The organism is Streptomyces sp. Root431 (assembly GCF_001426585.1).
GTDB classification, from domain to species: Bacteria; Actinomycetota; Actinomycetes; order Streptomycetales; family Streptomycetaceae; genus Streptomyces; species Streptomyces stackebrandtii.
This window is the reverse complement of sequence record NZ_LMEI01000013.1, coordinates 782536-799865: the sequence shown is the minus strand read 5'-3', so window position 1 is coordinate 799865 and position 17330 is coordinate 782536. Positions and strand designations below refer to the sequence as shown.

General features: G+C 74.1%; 10 protein-coding genes. 4 read left to right on the top strand and 6 right to left on the bottom strand.

Annotated elements, in window-relative coordinates; translation table 11 throughout:
* Window positions 1–343: 343 nt before the first annotated feature.
* Complete coding sequence (locus tag ASC82_RS29105) at window positions 344–910, bottom strand: MarR family transcriptional regulator (protein WP_056654199.1); 567 nt, start codon at window positions 908–910, stop codon at window positions 344–346.
* A gap of 154 nt (window positions 911–1064) precedes the next feature.
* On the opposite strand from ASC82_RS29105, the gene ASC82_RS29100 reads away from it, so the two are divergent.
* On the top strand, window positions 1065–2339 hold the full coding sequence (locus tag ASC82_RS29100; RefSeq protein WP_199862625.1) for an MFS transporter: 1275 nt from the start codon (window positions 1065–1067) through the stop codon (window positions 2337–2339).
* A gap of 42 nt (window positions 2340–2381) precedes the next feature.
* Here the strand turns inward: ASC82_RS29100 and ASC82_RS29095 are convergent, their stop codons facing one another.
* Both ASC82_RS29095 and ASC82_RS29090 read right to left on the bottom strand, forming a co-directional pair.
* The gene (locus ASC82_RS29095) at window positions 2382–4055 is read right to left on the bottom strand and encodes a SpoIIE family protein phosphatase (RefSeq protein ID WP_056654193.1); all 1674 of its coding nucleotides are present in this window, start codon (window positions 4053–4055) and stop codon (window positions 2382–2384) included.
* Between the two features lie 106 nt (window positions 4056–4161).
* Complete coding sequence (locus ASC82_RS29090; RefSeq protein WP_056654191.1) at window positions 4162–5526, bottom strand: NAD(P)/FAD-dependent oxidoreductase; 1365 nt, start codon at window positions 5524–5526, stop codon at window positions 4162–4164.
* A gap of 353 nt (window positions 5527–5879) precedes the next feature.
* On the opposite strand from ASC82_RS29090, the gene ASC82_RS29085 reads away from it, so the two are divergent.
* Both ASC82_RS29085 and ASC82_RS29080 read left to right on the top strand, forming a co-directional pair.
* On the top strand, window positions 5880–6677 hold the full coding sequence (locus tag ASC82_RS29085) for a helix-turn-helix domain-containing protein (RefSeq protein WP_056654189.1): 798 nt from the start codon (window positions 5880–5882) through the stop codon (window positions 6675–6677).
* 265 nt (window positions 6678–6942) lie between these two features.
* A complete protein-coding gene (locus ASC82_RS29080) occupies window positions 6943–9048 on the top strand; it encodes a sigma-70 family RNA polymerase sigma factor (protein WP_056654183.1) in 2106 nt (701 codons plus the stop codon).
* Here ASC82_RS29080 and ASC82_RS29075 read toward each other — a convergent pair.
* The 3 genes from ASC82_RS29075 to ASC82_RS29065 form a co-directional block, all read right to left on the bottom strand.
* A complete protein-coding gene (locus ASC82_RS29075; RefSeq protein ID WP_079039539.1) occupies window positions 9035–12304 on the bottom strand; it encodes a BTAD domain-containing putative transcriptional regulator in 3270 nt (1089 codons plus the stop codon). The two genes, ASC82_RS29080 and ASC82_RS29075, sit on opposite strands and share 14 nt — an antisense overlap.
* Window positions 12305–12361: 57 nt before the next feature.
* Window positions 12362–12952: a Uma2 family endonuclease gene (locus ASC82_RS29070; RefSeq protein ID WP_056654179.1), complete on the bottom strand. Its 591-nt coding sequence runs from the start codon at window positions 12950–12952 to the stop codon at window positions 12362–12364.
* 121 nt (window positions 12953–13073) lie between these two features.
* Complete coding sequence (locus ASC82_RS29065) at window positions 13074–15287, bottom strand: asparagine synthase-related protein (protein WP_079039538.1); 2214 nt, start codon at window positions 15285–15287, stop codon at window positions 13074–13076.
* A 572-nt stretch (window positions 15288–15859) separates the two neighbouring features.
* Here ASC82_RS29065 and ASC82_RS29060 point away from each other — a divergent pair.
* Window positions 15860–17317 carry a hypothetical protein gene (locus tag ASC82_RS29060; RefSeq protein ID WP_056654176.1) on the top strand — a complete coding sequence of 486 codons (1458 nt, stop codon included), beginning with the start codon at window positions 15860–15862 and terminating at the stop codon, window positions 17315–17317.
* Window positions 17318–17330: the final 13 nt, after the last annotated feature.

Sequence of the window (17330 nt, the reverse complement as noted above, 5' to 3'; positions counted from 1 at the left end):
CCGGTCCCGTTCGCTTTCGCTCCGGGCCCTTCCGGCGGTTCCGACTCTATCAGATCCTTTCGGCGTCTGATCCCCAGTCAGCGGGGTTTGTCTTTCCGACTGTTGGGCCGTTCCGACGTCTCAAACTCTAGCGGATTCTCCCCGTCAACTCATAATCGAGTTTTCGAATTGAATTTCGGCATGCCGAAATTCATCCCGGTGGGGAGATCGTGCTGAGTAGAGGTGCCGCATCTGCGGCGTAAGTGGCCGTCGAAGAACCGTTCCGGCTCCGTGACAACTCGGAGAACATTACGGATCCGGAGGGGGCGTGTCAACCCCCTGCCGGGTGGCCGTGGTGGTGGGGTCAGTCCAGGTCAGTGAGGCGGCCGCCGGCGTCCGGCTGGGTGAGCTCGACGCGGCGCAGGAGACGGATGAGGACCTCGCCGAGGACTCCCCTCTCGTCCGTCGTGAGGTCCTGGAGGAGCTCCTCCTCGAAGTCCGTGGCCATGCGCATGGCCTCCAGCCACTTCGAGCGGCCCTCGTCCGTCAGCTCGACGATCACGCGGACCCGGTTGTTCTCGTCGCGGTCGCGGGTGACCAGGCCTTCGCCCGCCATGCGGTCGATGCGGTGGGTCATCGCGGCCGGGGTGAGGCCCAGTCGCTTCGCGAGCTCGCCCGGGCCGAGTCGGTACGGCGCTCCGGCGAGGACGAGGGTCTTGAGGACCTCCCACTCGGCGTTGCTGATGCCGAGGTCGGCGAGCTGGCGGCCGTACGCCACGTTCATCCGGCGGTTCAGCCGGCCGAGGGCGGAGACGACCTTCTCTACCTGGGGGTCGAGGTCGCGGTACTCGCGCTGGTAGGCCGCGATCTGCTCGTCGAGGCTCGGCTCCTGCGGGGCCTGCGGGCCGGGGCGCTCGGGGGTGTCGGACATGCGGCGAGTATCCCACGTACCCCGTTGGCATTGAAGTCCTTCGGTGTGTACTGTTAAGACGTTAACTTTAGAGGTTAAGTCTTCAAGGTTCAGAGCTACACCTCTGAACCTGCGACCGAAGTGGGTGAGTGTGACCAAGGCGAGGGGCGCTGCGATGCGCCGTATTCAGGCAGGCAGCGCGCTGAGCGCGTTCGGACTCGGCTTCACCGTGCCGTACCTCTATGTGTACGTCGCTCAGGTGCGGGATCTGGGCGCGGCGACCGCGGGCATCGTTCTCGCCGTCTTCGCCATGGCCGCGCTCGTGGTGCTGCCCTTCAGCGGGCGGGCCATCGACCGGCGCGGGCCGGTGCCCGTGCTCCTCGTGGCCTCGGTCGTGGCCGCCGTGGGTGCGGTGGGCATGGGCTTCGCGTCGAGCGTGCCGGCGGCCGTGGGGGCCGCGGCGCTGCTCGGTGCGGGTACGGCGGTGCTCCAGCCGGCGCTCGCCACGATGATCGTCTGGTGCTCGACGCCGGTGGGCCGGACCCGGGCCTTCGCCATGCAGTTCTTCCTGCAGAACCTCGGCCTCGGCGTCGGTGGTCTGATCGGCGGCCTGCTGGTCGACACGAGCCGGCCGGGGAGCTTCATCCTGCTGTTCTCGATCGAGGCGGCGATGTTCCTGGTGCTCGGCGCGGTCGTCGGGACCGTGCGGATGCCGGGCTCCCCCGCGCTGCGGGGCACGCGTCCCTCCGAGGGCGGCAAGGGCGGCGGCGTGCGCGCGCTGCTCGGGCACAAGGCGATGGTGCAGCTGTGCGTCCTCGGCTTCGTCCTCTTCTTCGCCTGCTACGGACAGTTCGAGTCGGGTCTCGCCGCCTACGGCACGGAGGCCGCCGGGATCGAGCCGTCGACGCTCGGGATGGCGCTGGCCGCCAACACGGCGGTCATCGTGGCCGCCCAGTTCCTGGTGCTGAAGTTCGTCGAGCGCCGGAAGCGGACCCGGGTGATCGCGGCCGTCGGTCTCATCTGGACCGTGGCGTGGCTGATCGCCGGGTACGCGGGCCTCGGGCACGGCAGCCAGACCATGGCGACCGCGGCGTTCATCTCCACGTACGCGCTCTTCGGGCTCGGTGAGGCGATGCTGTCGCCGACCGTGGCGCCGCTGGTGGCCGATCTGGCGCCGGAGTCGATGGTCGGGCAGTACAACTCGGCCTTCGCGCTGGTCAAGCAGCTCGCGCTGGCCGTCGGTCCGGCCGTGGGCGGGCCCATGGGGGCCGCGCTGCACGGTCCGTACATCGTGACCTTCGTGCTCTTCTCGCTCGGCATCACGTTCCTCGCGGTCCGGCTGGGCCGGCAGCTCACCCCCGAGCAGAACCAGCCGTCGCTCGCCGCCGCCAAGCCGTCGAAGGTCGTGGCGCGGCACCAGCCCGGGCAGAAGGTCGAGGCCGCGGCCTAGGTCTTCAGTGGACTGGCTCTGTGCGGGCTGGTTCTGTGCGGGCTAGTTCTCTGCGGGTCGGCTCTTCGCGGGCTTGTTCGGGAGGGCGAACTCGCACCAGACCGCTTTGCCGCCGCCCGGTGTGCGGCGGCTACCCCAGGACGAGGCGATCGTCGCGATGATCGAGATACCGCGACCCGCCTCGTCCTCTGTTTCCGCCCGGCGGCGGCGGGGCAGGTGGTCGTCCCCGTCCGTCACCTCGATGATCAGACGCCGGTCCGTACGGCGGAGGCGCAGCCGCATCGGCGGGGTGCCGTGCTGGAGGGAGTTCGCCACGAGCTCGCTGGTGGCGAGGACGCCCAGGTCGCGCAGCTCGACCGGGAAGCGCCAGCTCGACAGGACGCCGGAGGCGAAGGCACGCGCGCGGGGCGCGGCCTCCACCCCGCCGAGCAGCTCCAGGGCGGCGTTGTGGAAGAGCTCCGCGTCCGAGCCCTGGCGGGCGGGGTGCTGGACGACGAGGACGGCCACGTCGTCGTCGTGCTCGGCGGTGACGCCCAGCGCGCGGAGCAGCCGGTCGCAGACCACCTGCGGGGTGCCGCTCGCGCCGGAGAGGGCGCGGGCCAGGGCGGCGACGCCCTCGTCGATGTCCTCGCGACGGCGCTCGACCAGACCGTCGGTGTAGAGGACGGCCGTGGAGCCGGGCGGCAGGGCGATGGAGCCCGAGGCGTGCAGCCAGCCGCCGGTGCCGAGGGGCGGGCCTGTGGGGTCTTCGGCGCGGCGCACGGTGCCGTCCTCGTCCCGCACGAGGATCGGGAGGTGGCCGGCGGAGGCGTACACGAGCTTGCCCTCGCTGGGGTCGTGGATCGCGTAGACGCAGGTGGCGATCTGGCTGGCGTCGATCTCGGCGGCCAGGCCGTCGAGGAGCTGGAGCACCTCGTGCGGGGGCAGGTCCAGGCGGGCGTAGGCCCGGACGGCGGTGCGGAGCTGGCCCATGACGGCGGCGGCGCGCACGCCGCGGCCCATCACGTCGCCGATGACGAGCGCGGTGCGGCCGGCGCCGAGGGTGATCACGTCGTACCAGTCGCCGCCGACGGCCGCGTCCGTGCCGCCGGGCTGGTAGGTGGCGGCGATCCGCAGGTCGTCGGGCTGCTCCAGCTCCTGCGGGAGCAGGGAGCGCTGGAGGGTGACGGCGGTCTCCCGGTGCCGGCGCTCGCTGGCGCGGAGCCGCTCGGCGGCCTCGGCGTGGTCGGTGACGTCGGTGGCGTGGACGAGGACTCCGCCGTCGATGTGGGGGCTGTCCACGGGCAGGCACGTGACCGTGTACGAGCCGCCGTCCTGGGTGCGGCGGGACTTGACCGTGCGGGGCTTGCCGCTGCGCAGGACCTGGTCCATGAGGGGCAGCAGGCCGAGGTCCTCGGCCTCGGGGCAGGTGTCGGCGACGGTGGCTCCCGCGGGGCGGGGGCCGAAGGCGGCGGCGTAGGCGTCGTTGACGTACGCGATGCGGTGGTCGGGGCCGTACACGAGGGCGACCAGGCCCGGGAGACGGCCGAGGAGCTCCCGTACGGAGAAGTCCTCCAGGGCGGGGGCGGCGGCGACGTCGGCATCGGCGGTCTCGCTGCCGGGGTGCTCCAGCTGCTGCCCGTACTCACCGCGGGCGGCGGGCACGGAGCCTTCGGTCCCCCGCGCCGCTCGGCGCTGCGTGCCGGGGAGCCGGGCGCTCCAACGGGTGAAGTTCACGGATCTGTATGCCTCGTGGTGTCGGTGCCGTGCAGAGTCACGCTGTGCAGGTGTGAGCCCACCTATGGTCACACGTCCAGTGTGGACGAGTGCACTGACAGTGATGTCAGGACGACGGCTTGTCGCCGTGGTCGGGTGGCGGTGCGGCGGCGAGTTCGAATTCGGCGCGCGGGTGTTCCAGCGAGCCGAGAGAGACGATTTCCCGCTTGAACAGGCCGGAAAGGGTCCATTCGGCGAGGACGCGGGCCTTGCGGTTGAAGGTGGGGACCCGGCTGAGGTGGTAGGCGCGGTGCATGAGCCAGGCCGGGTAGCCCTTGAGTTTACGTCCGTAGACGTGGGCCACTCCCTTGTGGAGGCCGAGGGAGGCGACGGACCCCACGTACGCGTGCGCGTACTCCGTGAGCGGGCGGCCGGCCAGGGAGGCGGCGATGTTCTCGGCGAGGACCTTGGCCTGGCGGACGGCGTGCTGGGCGTTGGGGGCGCATTCCTTGCCGGGTTCTCCGGAGGCGATGTCGGGGACGGCGGCCGCGTCGCCCGCCGCCCAGGCGTGCTCGACGCCTTCGACGGCGAGGTGGGCGGTGCAGCGGAGCCGGCCTCGTTCGTTCAGGGGCAGGTCGGTGGCGGCGAGGACGGGGGCGGGCTTGACGCCGGCGGTCCAGACGACGGTCCGGGTGGGCAGTCGGGTGCCGTCGCTGAGGACGGCGACCCGGTCCTCGCAGGATTCGATGCGGGTCTCCAGGCGGACGTCGATGTTGCGGCCGCGGAGCTCGCGGATGGCGTACTTCCCCATCGTCTCGCCCACCTCGGGAAGGATCCGGTCCGAGGCCTCGACGAGGACCCACCTCAGGTCCTCGGGCTTGACGTTGTGGTAGTACCGCGCGGTGTAGCGGGCCATGTCCTCCAGCTCGCCGAGGGCCTCCACGCCCGCGTAGCCGCCGCCGACGAAGACGAAGGTGAGGGCGGCGTCGCGGATGGCGGGGTCGCGGGTGGAGGAGGCGATGTCCATCTGTTCGATGACGTGGTTGCGCAGGCCGATGGCCTCCTCGACGGTCTTGAAGCCGATGCCGTGGTCGGCGAGGCCGGGGACCGGGAGGGTGCGGGAGACGGAGCCGGGGGCGAGCACCAGCTCGTCGTAGGTGAGCTCGATGCCGCCGGTGCCCTCCTCCTCGGTGGCGAGGGTGGAAAGGAACGCCGTCCGCTTGGCGTGGTCGATCGAGCCGACCTCGCCGATGAGGATCCGGCAGCGGTCGAGGACCCGGCGGAGGGGGACGACGACGTGGCGCGGGGAGATCGAGCCGGCCGCGGCCTCGGGCAGGAACGGCTGGTACGTCATGTACGGATCGGGGGTGACCACCACGATCTCGACCGTGCCGGCTCTCAGCTCGGTCCTGAGCTGCCGCTGGAGGCGCAGCGCTGTGTACATGCCGACGTAGCCACCGCCGACCACGAGAATGCGCGCAGGTTCGGTCACTGTCCCATGACGCAACGCCGTCCGTTGTTTGTCCACAGGCTCGACAAATTGTGTGACCGGAAGGGTACGGAGGCGCGGGGTGGCGCGCGAGCGGGGTACGGGGCGAACGGTGCAGGTCACGGTAGGCGTGACGGGTGGGTCATGGGGTCGGAATCGGGAGTCTTCCGGTCCTTGCTCCGATCGGGGGGCGCACCGTACGGAACTCCCCCTTCTGAATTGACCCGGACTCAACTATGTTCGTACTTCATCGGGGTGTGGGACGGGAGCGCGTGGACCGAAGCGCTCACGGGCCGGAAGCCTCGTGTCAGGGCGGGGAGTCTCCGGGGGGAGACATCATGAGCGGGGGAACGCTTATGCAGATTCAGGATTCACGGTGGCAGTCGGTCGTCGGGACGGCGACCGCCGACGACGGCCAGGGTGCCGGGGCGCTGTCCCCGCTGGCGGGCGGCAGGTCCGCGCCGCTGCGGGTGGACGCCCAGCGCAATCTGGAGCACGTGCTGCGCGCCGCGCGCGAGGTCTTCGGCGAGCTCGGGTACGGGGCGCCGATGGAGGACGTGGCGCGCCGCGCCCGCGTCGGTGTCGGCACCGTCTACCGGCGCTTCCCCAGCAAGGACGTGCTGGTGCGGCGGATAGCCGAGGAGGAGACCTCCCGGCTGACCGAGCAGGCGCGGGCCGCGCTGGGCCAGGAGGACGAGCCGTGGTCGGCGCTCTCCCGGTTCCTGCGGACCTCGGTGGCCTCGGGTGCCGGGCGGCTGCTGCCGCCACAGGTGCTGCGGGTGGGCGTGGACGACCCTGCGGGGCCGGTCGGTGCCGAGTCGGGTTCCGGTTTCGCTTCCGGTTCCGGGTCGGGTGAGGACGCGGCCCGGGTGCCGTACCAGCGGGGTGTCGCCGATCCCGACGCCCGCGTGGTCGCGCCGCGCGCGGTGCCGGCCGACGAGCGGGACGACGCGGGGGCGGCGGAGCTGCTCGACGTCGTCGGCCGGCTCGTCGACCGGGCGCGTGAGGCGGGTGAGCTGCGGGCCGATGTGACCGTGGCCGACGTGCTTCTCGTCATCGCCACCGCGGCGCCGGCCCTGCCGGACGCGGCGCAGCAGGCGGCGGCCTCGACGCGGCTCCTCGACATCCTGCTTGAGGGTCTGCGCTCTCGGTAGGCGGCCTGTGTCGGGAATGGCCTTTTCGGGTGGCCGTTCCGTGGCGGCCTTTTCCTGGTGACCTTTGCGGGGTGGCCTTTGCGGGGTGACCTTCGTGTGGTCCGGGCGGACCAATGAGCATCGCACGAACGTGTGAGCGGTTACGCCCGGATACAGGAAGTCGCCCCGGACGAGTGGTAAGTGGACGCGGCGCTTCGGCGTGCCCGCGCTCTGTGGCAGGCTTGGCCGGTGTTCGGGTCTGGGCGTGCGTACGGGGGCTTCCGCGATGAGCGGTGACGGTCGGGACGATCCGCTGGGCAGCAGCGGCGGCGCGGAGACCGGAGGCCTGCCTCCCCGGCAGGTGCCGAGCCAGGGCGGACCGGGCAGTCTCTCCGGCGGATCCACGAGCGGGGCGCCGAGCGCGCCTTCGAGTACGTCCGGGACCGTAGAGGCGAGCGTCCCGCAGCAGCGCGAGGGCAAGACGGGGGCCGCGTCGGGCGCCGGGGCCGGGATCGCCGCCGGGGCCGACCAGGACGGGTACGGGCTCGGGGACGAGGCCGAGGGCGTCCTGCCGCCGGCCGTCGAACTGCCGCCCTCCGACGCCGAACTCGTCCAGCTCATGCGGGACGGCGACGACTCCGCGTACGAGGAGCTGTTCCGGCGCCACTCCGACGCCGTCCGGCGGTACGCGCGGACCTGCTGCCGTGACGCGCACACCGCCGACGACCTCACCGCCGAGGTCTTCGCCCGCACGCTCCAGGCGGTACGCGGCGGGGCCGGGCCCGAACAGGCCGTACGCGCCTACCTCATGACCACCGTCCGGCGGGTCGCGGCGAACTGGGCCAGGACGCAGAAGCGGGAGCACCTCGTCGACGACTTCGCCGTGTTCGCGGCGGAGGCCTCGCGCTCCTCCGAGGTCTCCGACCAGGACACGATGGACCTCGGCGCCGACGTACGGGCCATGCACGAGGCCGAGCAGTCGCTCGCCATGCAGGCCTTCCGCTCGCTGCCCGAGCGCTGGCAGGCCGTGCTGTGGCACACCACCGTCGAGGAGGAGTCGCCGAGCGACGTCGCCCCGCTCTTCGGTCTGACCGCCAACGCCACGGCCGTACTCGCCAGCCGGGCCCGCGAGGGCCTCAAGCAGGCCTATCTCCAGGCCCACGTCAGCCAGGCCCTCACCTCGGGCGGCGACTGCGCCCGGTACGCGGACCGGCTCGGCGCCTACGCGCGCGGCGGGCTGCGGATGCGGGCCGAGCGCGGGCTGCGCAAGCACCTGGAGGAGTGCGCCAAGTGCCGGCTCGCCGCCGGTGAACTCGCCCACGTCAACGCCGGGATCCCGGCGCTGCTGCCGATCGCCGTCATCGGCTGGTTCGCCGCCGGGTACTCGCTCAAGGCCGCCGGTGTCGTCGCGGGCGGTGCCGTCGGCGCCGCCGGTGCGGGCGCGGCGGCCGCCGCCTCCGGCGCGTCCGGAGGCTCCGCAGGCGGCGCGAGCTCGGGCGGTGCCGCCGCCGAGGGGCTCGGCATGCCCGCGAAGGCCGGCATCGCGGCCGGTCTGGCCGTCGCCGCGGCCGCCGGGCTCGTCTGGGCCATGGCCGGGGACCCGCAGCCCGTCGCCGCGCCCAAGGCCCCGCAGCCGGTCGTCACCCCCGTCGTGCCGCCGGAGCCCGCTCCCCCGGCGAAGCCGACGCCCGTACCGCCGCCTCCGCCCGTAGCGTCGGATCCGCCGAAGCCCACGCCGACCCCGACTCCGACCCCGCCCCCGACTCCCACGCCGAGCCCGGAAAAGCCCTCCCCGGAGCCGACGCCGACGCCTACCCCCACGCCGACGACGGCCGAGCCGACTCCTCCGCCGAGTCCCACGCCGACGCCGACCCCGACGCCCACGCCGACTCCCCCGCCCACGCCCACGCCCAGCGCCGAGAAGACCACTCCGCAGCCGCCGCCCGCGCCGCCCACCGTCTACCAGGTGGACGAGCTGGAGTACGGGATCTTCGGTGACGGCACCAAGCCCGAGGTGTCCCTCTCCGACAGCAGCTGGATGTGGCAGCGGAACAGCCTCTCGATCAGCGACACCCCGTACGCCCACGGGGTCAGCGTCCACGCGCCGTCCTCGCTGCTCATCAACCTCAACCGGCAGTGCACGAGCTACGACGCGGTCGTCGGCATCGACGACATCAGCGCCCTCTTCGGGCAGGGCGGCGTCCGCTTCTCCGTCTACGGGGACGGCGAGCGGCTCTGGCGCTCCGACGTGGTCCGGGCGGGCGACCCGCCGCTCCCCGTGCACGTCGACATCGCGGGCCGCTCCACGCTCCGGCTCGTCGTCGAGGAGCACACGCCCTTCGGCCGGGCCGCGGTCGCCGACTGGGCGCAGTCCCGGATCAGCTGCTCCTGACCCGCCCCTGCTCCTCGGGCTCCTCCGGCTCCTCGGGCTCCTCGGGCTCCTCCGGGCGCGTACCGAGGTAGGCGTCGACGAGCGACAGGAGGTCGTCGAAGCCGAGGCCCCTGCCGGTGGCGCGGGCGGCGGCGAGGCCGGACGCGCCGAGGACGGCGAGCGACCGCGCCGTCACCTTCTCGGTCTCCCGCAGCTCCGGGACCGAGCGGGGCAGCCCGCCGCGCCAGGAGTCGACGGCGGCCAGGACCGTCACCGCGAGGGCCGGCTCGGCCGCCTCCGCCAGGGTGACCGCGAGGCCCTCGGCGAGCGCCGCCACGATGAGGTCCGCGCACTGGGCGTCCCGCGCGGCGCGCAGCGCCCCGGCGGCGTTGGCCACGGCGGCGGCGCCCCCGCCCTCGTAGGCCTCGACGCGGGCGGCGAGACCGGTCACGACGGCCGAGAAGTGCGGCGGTGCGGGGCCGAGGTCGACCAGGCTGCCCGCCTCCTCCAGCCGGGCGCGGGCCGTCGGGACGTCGCCGAGGTGGAAGGCGATGGCGGCGCCCAGGAAGCACACGAACGTCAGGGTGTCCCGTACGTGGTAGCGCTCGGCCTCCCGTGAGGCCTCGACGAGTCCCTTCTGGGCCGCCTCCATGTCACCGGCGCGGTAGGAGAGTTCGGCGAGGCGGGCGATGAGGAACGGGGTCTCGGCGTGGGCGCCGACCTCACGGGCCAGGCCGAGGGCCTCCTCGTACGCCTCCCCGGCCTCCTCGTAGCGGCCGCGCATCATGTTGGCCTCGGCCGCGGCGCTCGCGATCTGCGCCCCCATCCAGCGGTCGCCGACCCGGCGGGTGAGGGCGCGCAGCTCGGCGAGGTCCTCGTCGACCCCGGACATGCCGTCGGCCAGGCCGCCGGGCATGTCGACGACCAGGTGCGTACGGAACATCAGGCTGACGCCGATCTCCCAGTCGCCGCCGTGGCGGCGGCAGTTGGCGACGGAGGCGTCGAGCAGGGTCCGGATGTGCAGCGGTTCCTCGGTGAGGTACGCCGTGAACGGCCAGAGCAGGCCGGGGAAGCGGGCGGCCTCGGGGCCGGGCTCGGTGCCGAACGCGGCGCGCACGCGGGCGACCTGGGCGACGGTTTCGGGGTCGTCGCGGAACTGGGCGGCCGTGTGGTTCTCGACGGCGAGGAAGAAATGGAGCATGCGCAGGTGCATGCGCGGCCAGTACCGGCGGTCGGCCGGGTCGTCGGGGTCCTCGCCGAGGACGAGCGCGCGCTCGACCCACGTCAGGCCCTCGGGGCGGTAGTTGCGCAGCCACCAGAACCAGCCCATGGCGAAGACGAGGCGGTGGGCGGCGGCCTCGTCGGGGGCGGTGAGGAGGACCCGGTGGAGCGCGGCGCGGATGTTGTCGAGGTCCCGCTCGATCCGTTCGATCCAGGGGAGCTGCTCCCCGGACCGCAGCTTGGGCTCGGCCTCCTCGGCGAGGGCCGTGAAGTGGGCGGTGTGGGCGGCGCCGGTGGCGGCGAGGAGCGCGGGGGTCTCGGCGGCGCGCTCGGCTGCGTACTCGTGGATGGTCTCCAGGAGGCGGTAGCGCATCTCGCCGCCCTCGGTGGGCGTGGCCACGACGAGCGACTTGTCGACGAGCGCGCCGAGGGTGTCGGCTGCTCCGGGGGCCAGCGCCTCGGCGGCGGCGAGGTCCCAGCCGCCGGCGAAGACGGAGACCTGGCGGAGCAGGGTGCGCTCGGCGGGTTCGAGCAGGTCCCAGGACCAGTCGACGACCGCGCGGAGGGTCTGCTGGCGGGGCAGGACCGTGCGGGAGCCGGAGGTGAGGAGCCGGAAGCGGTCGTCGAGGCGGTCGGCGATCTGGCGCGGGGTGAGCAGGCGGAGGCGGGCGGCGGCCAGCTCGATGGCGAGCGGCAGGCCGTCGAGGCGGCGGCAGATCTCGTCGACGGTGCCGGCGTCCTTCGCGGGGTCGAAGGAGGGGCGGACGGCGCGGGCGCGCTCGGCGAAGAGGCGGTGGGCCGGGTCGGGCGGCAGGGGCTCGACGGGGCGGACCGATTCGCCGGGGACGCCGAGGGGTTCGCGGCTGGTGGCGAGGATGCGGAGCTGCGGGCAGTGGGTGAGGAGGGTCTCGGCGAGGGCGGCGGCCGCGTCGATGACGTGCTCGCAGTTGTCGAGGACGAGGAGGAAGGGGCGGCGGGCGAGGTGCTCGACGAGGTGGGCGGTCGGGTCGTCCTGGAGGGGCAGGCCGTCGCGGGTGATCAGGTTGATCTCGCGGAGGCGGAGCGCGGAGAGGACGGCGCCGGGGAGCGCGTCGGGGTCGTCGAGCGGGGCGAGCTCGGCGATCCAGGCGGCGGGGCCGACGGCGCGCACGGCGGCCACCTCGGCGAGCCGGGTCTTTCCGGAGCCGCCGGGCCCGGTGAGGGTCACGAGGCGGGAGCGGGTCAGGTCGCCCTGGAGCGCGGCGATCTCGGGCTCGCGTCCGACGAAGGAGGTGAGGCGGGGGCGGATGTTGCCGGGGGCGGAGTCCCTCTCGGGACCGGTCGGGGACTCGGGCTCGGGCTCGTACGCGAGGAGTTCGTGGTGGAGGGCGGTGAGTTCGGGGCCGGGGTCGGCGCCGAGGGCGTCCGCGAGGGTGCGGCGGGCCGTCTCGTACGCGGCGAGGGCGTCGGCGTGCCGGCCCTCGGCCCGCAGGGCGCGGATGAGGTGGGCGTGGAAGGCCTCGTCGTACGGGTACGTGGTGGTGAGCCCGGTCAGCTCCGGTACGAGTCCGTCGGTGGCGCCCCGGCGCAGGTCGGCCTCGACGCGGCGGCGGAGGGCCGCGAGCCGCTGGGCCTCGGGCCGGACGCCCGCCGGTTCGGGGAGGTCGGCGAGGGCGGGGCCGCGGAAGAGGGCGAGGGCGTCGCGGAGGAGGGCGGCGGCGGTCTCGGGGTCGTCGGCGTCGAGGCGGGCGCCCGCGTCCCGGACGCCGCGCTCGAAGACGTACAGGTCGATGTCGTCGGGACCGGCGACGAGCCGGTAGCCGGGGCCGGGGGTCGAGGCGACGGCCTCCGCGCCGAGGACCCTGCGGAGGCGGCCGACGAGGGCCTGGAGGGCGGCGGGCGCGTCCTGCGGCGGGTCGTCCCCGTACACGTCGTCGGCGAGCTCGGTGGTGGAGGCGGCCCGCCCGCCGCGCAGCGCGAGCGCGGCGAGGAGCGCGCGCAGCCTGGCGCCGCCGAGGGGGAGGGGGTTGCCGCGGGGGTCGAGGGCCTCGGTGGTGCCGAGGATGAGATACCGCACCGGCTCATTGTGTCCGGTGGCGTGCGGGGGCGCCTCGGGGTTTACCCGGGTGGGACCTCAGAAGGCGCCGGTGTCCAGTACGAGTCCGCGCAGGGCGCGGAGCGGGACGAGCGTCCCCAGCTTGTGGATGAACTTGTGGGCGTAGTCGTCCCCGACGGGCTCGGAGCAGACGACGGCCTCGCCGGCCTCACGGTCGATGAGCAGGTAGACGGGAATCCCGGCGCGGGCGTAGGCCCGGATCTTCTGGACGCGGTCACGGCGTGCAGTGGAAGAGAAGGTGATCTCGGCGACGAGGAGGACGGGGTCAGGAGCGTGCCACTCCTGCTGATCATCGAAGCTGCCTTTGGGAGCGATGACGAGGTCGGGGATGACGCGCACCGTGTCGGTGGCCCCCGGCAGGCTGAGGCCGATTCCCGTGTAACGACCGAGCCCCTTGTCGTGGTCGCGGACCTGTCCGCTCAGCTCCGAGACAATCTCCTCGTGCTCGCCATTGGCCGGAGGCACCACGTAGATCTCCCCTTCGATCAGCTCCACACGCCAGCCCTTGGGGGCCAGCGCACTGAACAGCTCGAAGGTCTCCTGCACACTCGCACCCTCATGGTCGGGCAGCCCTTCGGAGAACACGTCCTCCGGAACCGGCATAACCATGACGGACCTCCTTCGCTCGGTGCGACGCTCTCAGCTTAGGCCGGGCATGGCGGCGGGGTCCCGAACGCGTTCACTCGAACGAGCGTGCTGTGACGTTTCACCCGAAGGCCGTCACCCGCCCTCACGCCGGCAGTGACCTCGACGCCGGGATCAGCGGCCCCTGGACCGCCCTGTGGGCGCGGGGTTCCGTCGTGTTGGTCCAGCAGGAGCCTCGGCGGGCGAGGAGGCGGTGGAGCCAGAGTTCGGTGGAGACCAGGTCGGCGAGGCCGTCGAGGGGGATCGGGGCGCCGTCGGCCGCCGCGCGGAGTGCCTCGCGGACGACGCGGGCCTCGATCAGGCCCGCGTCGGCGAGGAGGGGGGCGTCGAAGAGGGCCAGGAGGTGGGGGAGCGCGGCGCGCAGGCCCGCGCGGGTGGCGGCGGCCGGGACCGCCGGGTGGGGCGCGCCCCAGCCCGGGGGGAGGTCGTGGACGCCGGCGCCTTCCAGGACCGTGCGCAGGATGCCCGCCCGGGCGTCCGGCTGGACCCTGAGCGACTCGGGGAGGCCGCGGCAGGCCCGTACGACCTGGTTGTCGAGGAAGGGGGCGTGCAGGCGCTGGCCGCGGATCTCTGCGGCCTGTTCCAGGACCCGGTGGTCGGCCGCCGCACGGGCGAGGGCGGCGCGGGCGCGTGCTTCGCCGGGACGTTGGACGGAGGTCGGCAGGGTCGCCGCCCGGTTCAGGCGAACCGATACTTCAGCCAGCGCCTCCCCCGTCATCCAGCGCGCCGCGGGCCCCGGCCGCGACCAGGCGAGGGCGGAGAGCGAGGCCTCCAGGGGGCCGAAGCCGTCGGGGGGCGTGCGGTTCGCCTCCTGGACACGGCGGGCCGCCGCCTCCAGACCGGTGCGGTACGGGGTACGGGCCAGCTTCCGCGCCGCCCTGTAGACGGTCAGCGGCACCAGGAGCGCGCCCGCCGACGCGCCCGACGCCTTGGCGAGCGCCGCCACCGGGCGCACCAGGGAGCGGCGCCTGCGGTCCATCAGGAGGTCGGCGAGGCGCGCCGGGTGCGCGTCGAGGACCTGCTTGGCGCCCATCCCCGTGAAGTGGTCGGCGCTGCCGCCCGCGAGGCGCCTGCGGTGGCGCTCCGCCGTGACCAGCGCGGGTCCCGGTTCGTCGGTGAGCGGGCCGTCCAGGGCCGCGTACGGCAGGGCCTCCTCGCCGGCCGCGACGACCACGTGGTGCAGGCGCGGGTCGGCCGCGATCTCCCCGGCCCGCTTCAGCTCGTCCTCGCGGTCCGCGCCCGCCCGGGTCGCCAGGTCGTTGAAGGTGACCGCGAGCAGCCGCTCCCCCGCGCCCGTCCCGTGGCCGAGGATCGTGCCCGGCCGCCCCGGCAGCCCCGCCGCGAGGAGGGCGAGCGTGCCGGAGGCGCTGCCGCCGGACAGGTCGGCGCCGATGCCGGGCGCCGGGCCGCCGCCGCGGGCCGCGCGCCGGTCGGCGGGCCCCATCCCGGGGACGGGGCCCGGGTCGGGCAGCGGGGCCTCGGGCGCGTGCCGGGGCGCGGTGAGCCGGGCGCGTACGGCCTCGACCAGGGCGTCCCGTACCCCTTCGACGGCCTGCCGGGCGTCGGACTCGGGCGCCGCGACCGCGAGCGAGGCGACCGTCTCGTACCCGGCGATCTCCCGCGAGCCCTCCCGCAGGATCAGCGCGTGGCCGGGCGGCACCCGCCGCACCCCTTCGTACGGGGTGGAGTCGCGGAGCGCCTCCGGGGTCTCGGGGCAGGCGAGCAGGGCGCCCAGGTGGCCGATGTCGAGCTGGGCCTCGACGAGGTCGGCGAGCGGCAGGGCGGCGGTCGCGAAGGCGGTGCCGCCGGCCCACGGGGTGTGGAACACCGGCCGGGCGCCCGCGAGATCACCGGTGACGGTGACGCGGCGGCCGGCCTTGACGACGACGGTGTAACTGCCGGGCCACGCCGTCAGATGCCGCAGTGCGCCCCCGCGCGCGGTGAGCAGGCCGACCCGCAGTTCCTCGTCGGTGGCGGCGCAGCAGCCGAGCACGGCGAGGCGGGTGTGGTCGTCGACGGCCACCACGCGCACCTCGTCGGGGCGCCAGTCGCCGACCGCCCACAGCGGATCGGGGTCGCCCCAGAGGAGTTGCGCGCCGACGGGCTGCACCGTGCGCCCCTCGGCCGCCGCGCCGGAGCCGTAGTGCGCGCCGGAGCCGTGGGAGTTGTAGTTCGTGCCCGAGCCGTAGGAGTCGTGGCCCGCGGTGGAGTCGTAGCCGCCGTGCACCGCTCCCGCTCGGGGCCCCCCGGTCGTTGCGAAGCTCGCGGCGACACTGCTCCAGCCCACCAGCCATCGCATCGGCGCCTCCACATCCGTTTCGGTGGGAGACATGCTGCCACGACAACGGCGCACGGGGCGGAGTCCGGGTGCACGCGCGCGAAAGCCGAATGCGCCCCTGGCATGGGCCAGTTGGGTACCGGCGTCATTCGGCCAAATATCGACCCTCCCCGGAGGGTCGGAGAGGCGTCCGGGCATCCGCCGGCTCACCCACGCCCTCATGCGTCACCGGCAGCCCGGGAGGCGCTCCCGCCTCCCGGTGCCGTCCGCCGCCCGCGGGGAATGGGGCGGCGGTTTTCCCCCAGCCCACTGGTCCGGGACACCGTTCCCGGCCGAGCGGGCCGACCCACGCACCATCCATGGAAGCGCTCCCCCCGCCGGCCGGACGAGAGCGCACGCCTGGGCGCACGGCCACACGGCGGGAGCACGGGGCGGGCCGGCGGCCCCTTCCTCCGACCGGTCACACAACAATCTCGCCATACGGAACACCGCCCCTTAACGGTAGGGATGCGGCGAACTACGCTGTGTTTACGAATGCCGCACGCCTATGCCCGGCGTCGTGGCGGCCGTCTGGGTTGTCGAGGGGTGGCGTCATGTCCAGGGAGCAACGCGGGCCGAACGAAAAGCTCGGCACGGTTCTCGCCCTCGCGGGAATCAGCAACGCCGGGCTCGCCCGGCGCGTCAACGACCTCGGATCGCAGCGGGGACTGACGCTTCGTTACGACAAGACGTCGGTCGCCCGGTGGGTGTCGAAGGGCATGGTGCCGCAGGGCGCCGCCCCGCACCTGATCGCCGCCGCGATCGGCCAGAAGCTCGGCCGGCCCGTGCCGCTGCACGAGATCGGGCTCGCGGACGCCGACCCGGCGCCCGAGGTGGGGCTCGCCTTCCCGCGCGACGTGGGCGAGGCGGTCCGCTCGGCCACCGACCTGTACCGGCTGGATCTCGCCGGCCGGCGGGCCGGCGGTGGTGGCATCTGGCAGTCGCTGGCCGGTTCCTTCGCCGTGAGCGCCTACGCGACGCCCGCCTCCCGCTGGCTGATAACCCCCGCCGACCCGTCGGTGGAGCGCGAGGCGCCCCGCTCCGGCCCCGGCGGGCAGGACCCGGGCTCCGCCGCCGCGGTCGCCGCGGAGCACGCGCGCGTGGGCCACAGCGACGTCGCCAAGCTCCGCGAGGCCGCCGAGGACGCGCGCCGCTGGGACTCCAAGTACGGCGGCGGGGACTGGCGTTCGTCGATGGTCCCCGAGTGCTTACGCGTGGACGCGGCGCCGCTGCTGCTCGGCTCGTACTCGGACGAGGTCGGCCGCGCCCTCTTCGGGGCGACCGCCGAGCTCACGCGCCTGGCCGGCTGGATGGCCTTCGACACCGGCCAGCAGGAGGCCGCCCAGCGCTACTACATCCAGGCCCTGCGGCTCGCCCGCGCCGCCGCCGACGTGCCGCTCGGCGGCTACGTCCTCGCCTCCATGTCCCTCCAGGCCACCTACCGGGGCTTCGCCGACGAGGGCGTCGACCTCGCCCAGGCCGCACTCGAACGGAACCGGGGGCTCGCCACCGCCCGCACCATGTCCTTCTTCCGGCTCGTCGAGGCCCGCGCGCACGCCAAGGCCGGCGACGGACCGGCCGCGGCGGCCGCGCTGAAGGCCGCCGAGGGGTGGCTGGAGCGGTCCCGGGCGGGCGACGCCGACCCGACGTGGCTGGGCTTCTACTCGTACGACCGGTTCTGCGCCGACGCGGCCGAGTGCTACCGGGACCTGAAGGCGCCCCGCGAGGTGCGCCGCTTCACGGAGCAGGCGCTGTCCCGGCCGACCGAGGAGTTCGTCCGCTCGCACGGGCTGCGGCTCGTCGTCTCGGCCGTCGCCGAGCTGGAGTCGGGCAATCTGGACGCGGCCTGCGCGGCGGGCACGCGCGCGGTGGAGGTGGCGGGCCGGATCTCCTCGGCGCGGACGACCGAGTACGTACGGGATCTGCTGCACCGGCTGGAGCCGTACGGGGACGAGCCGCGTGTCGTGGAGCTGAGGGAGCGGGCCCGGCCGCTGCTCGTGGCGCCGGTGTGAGGTCCGGCCCCGC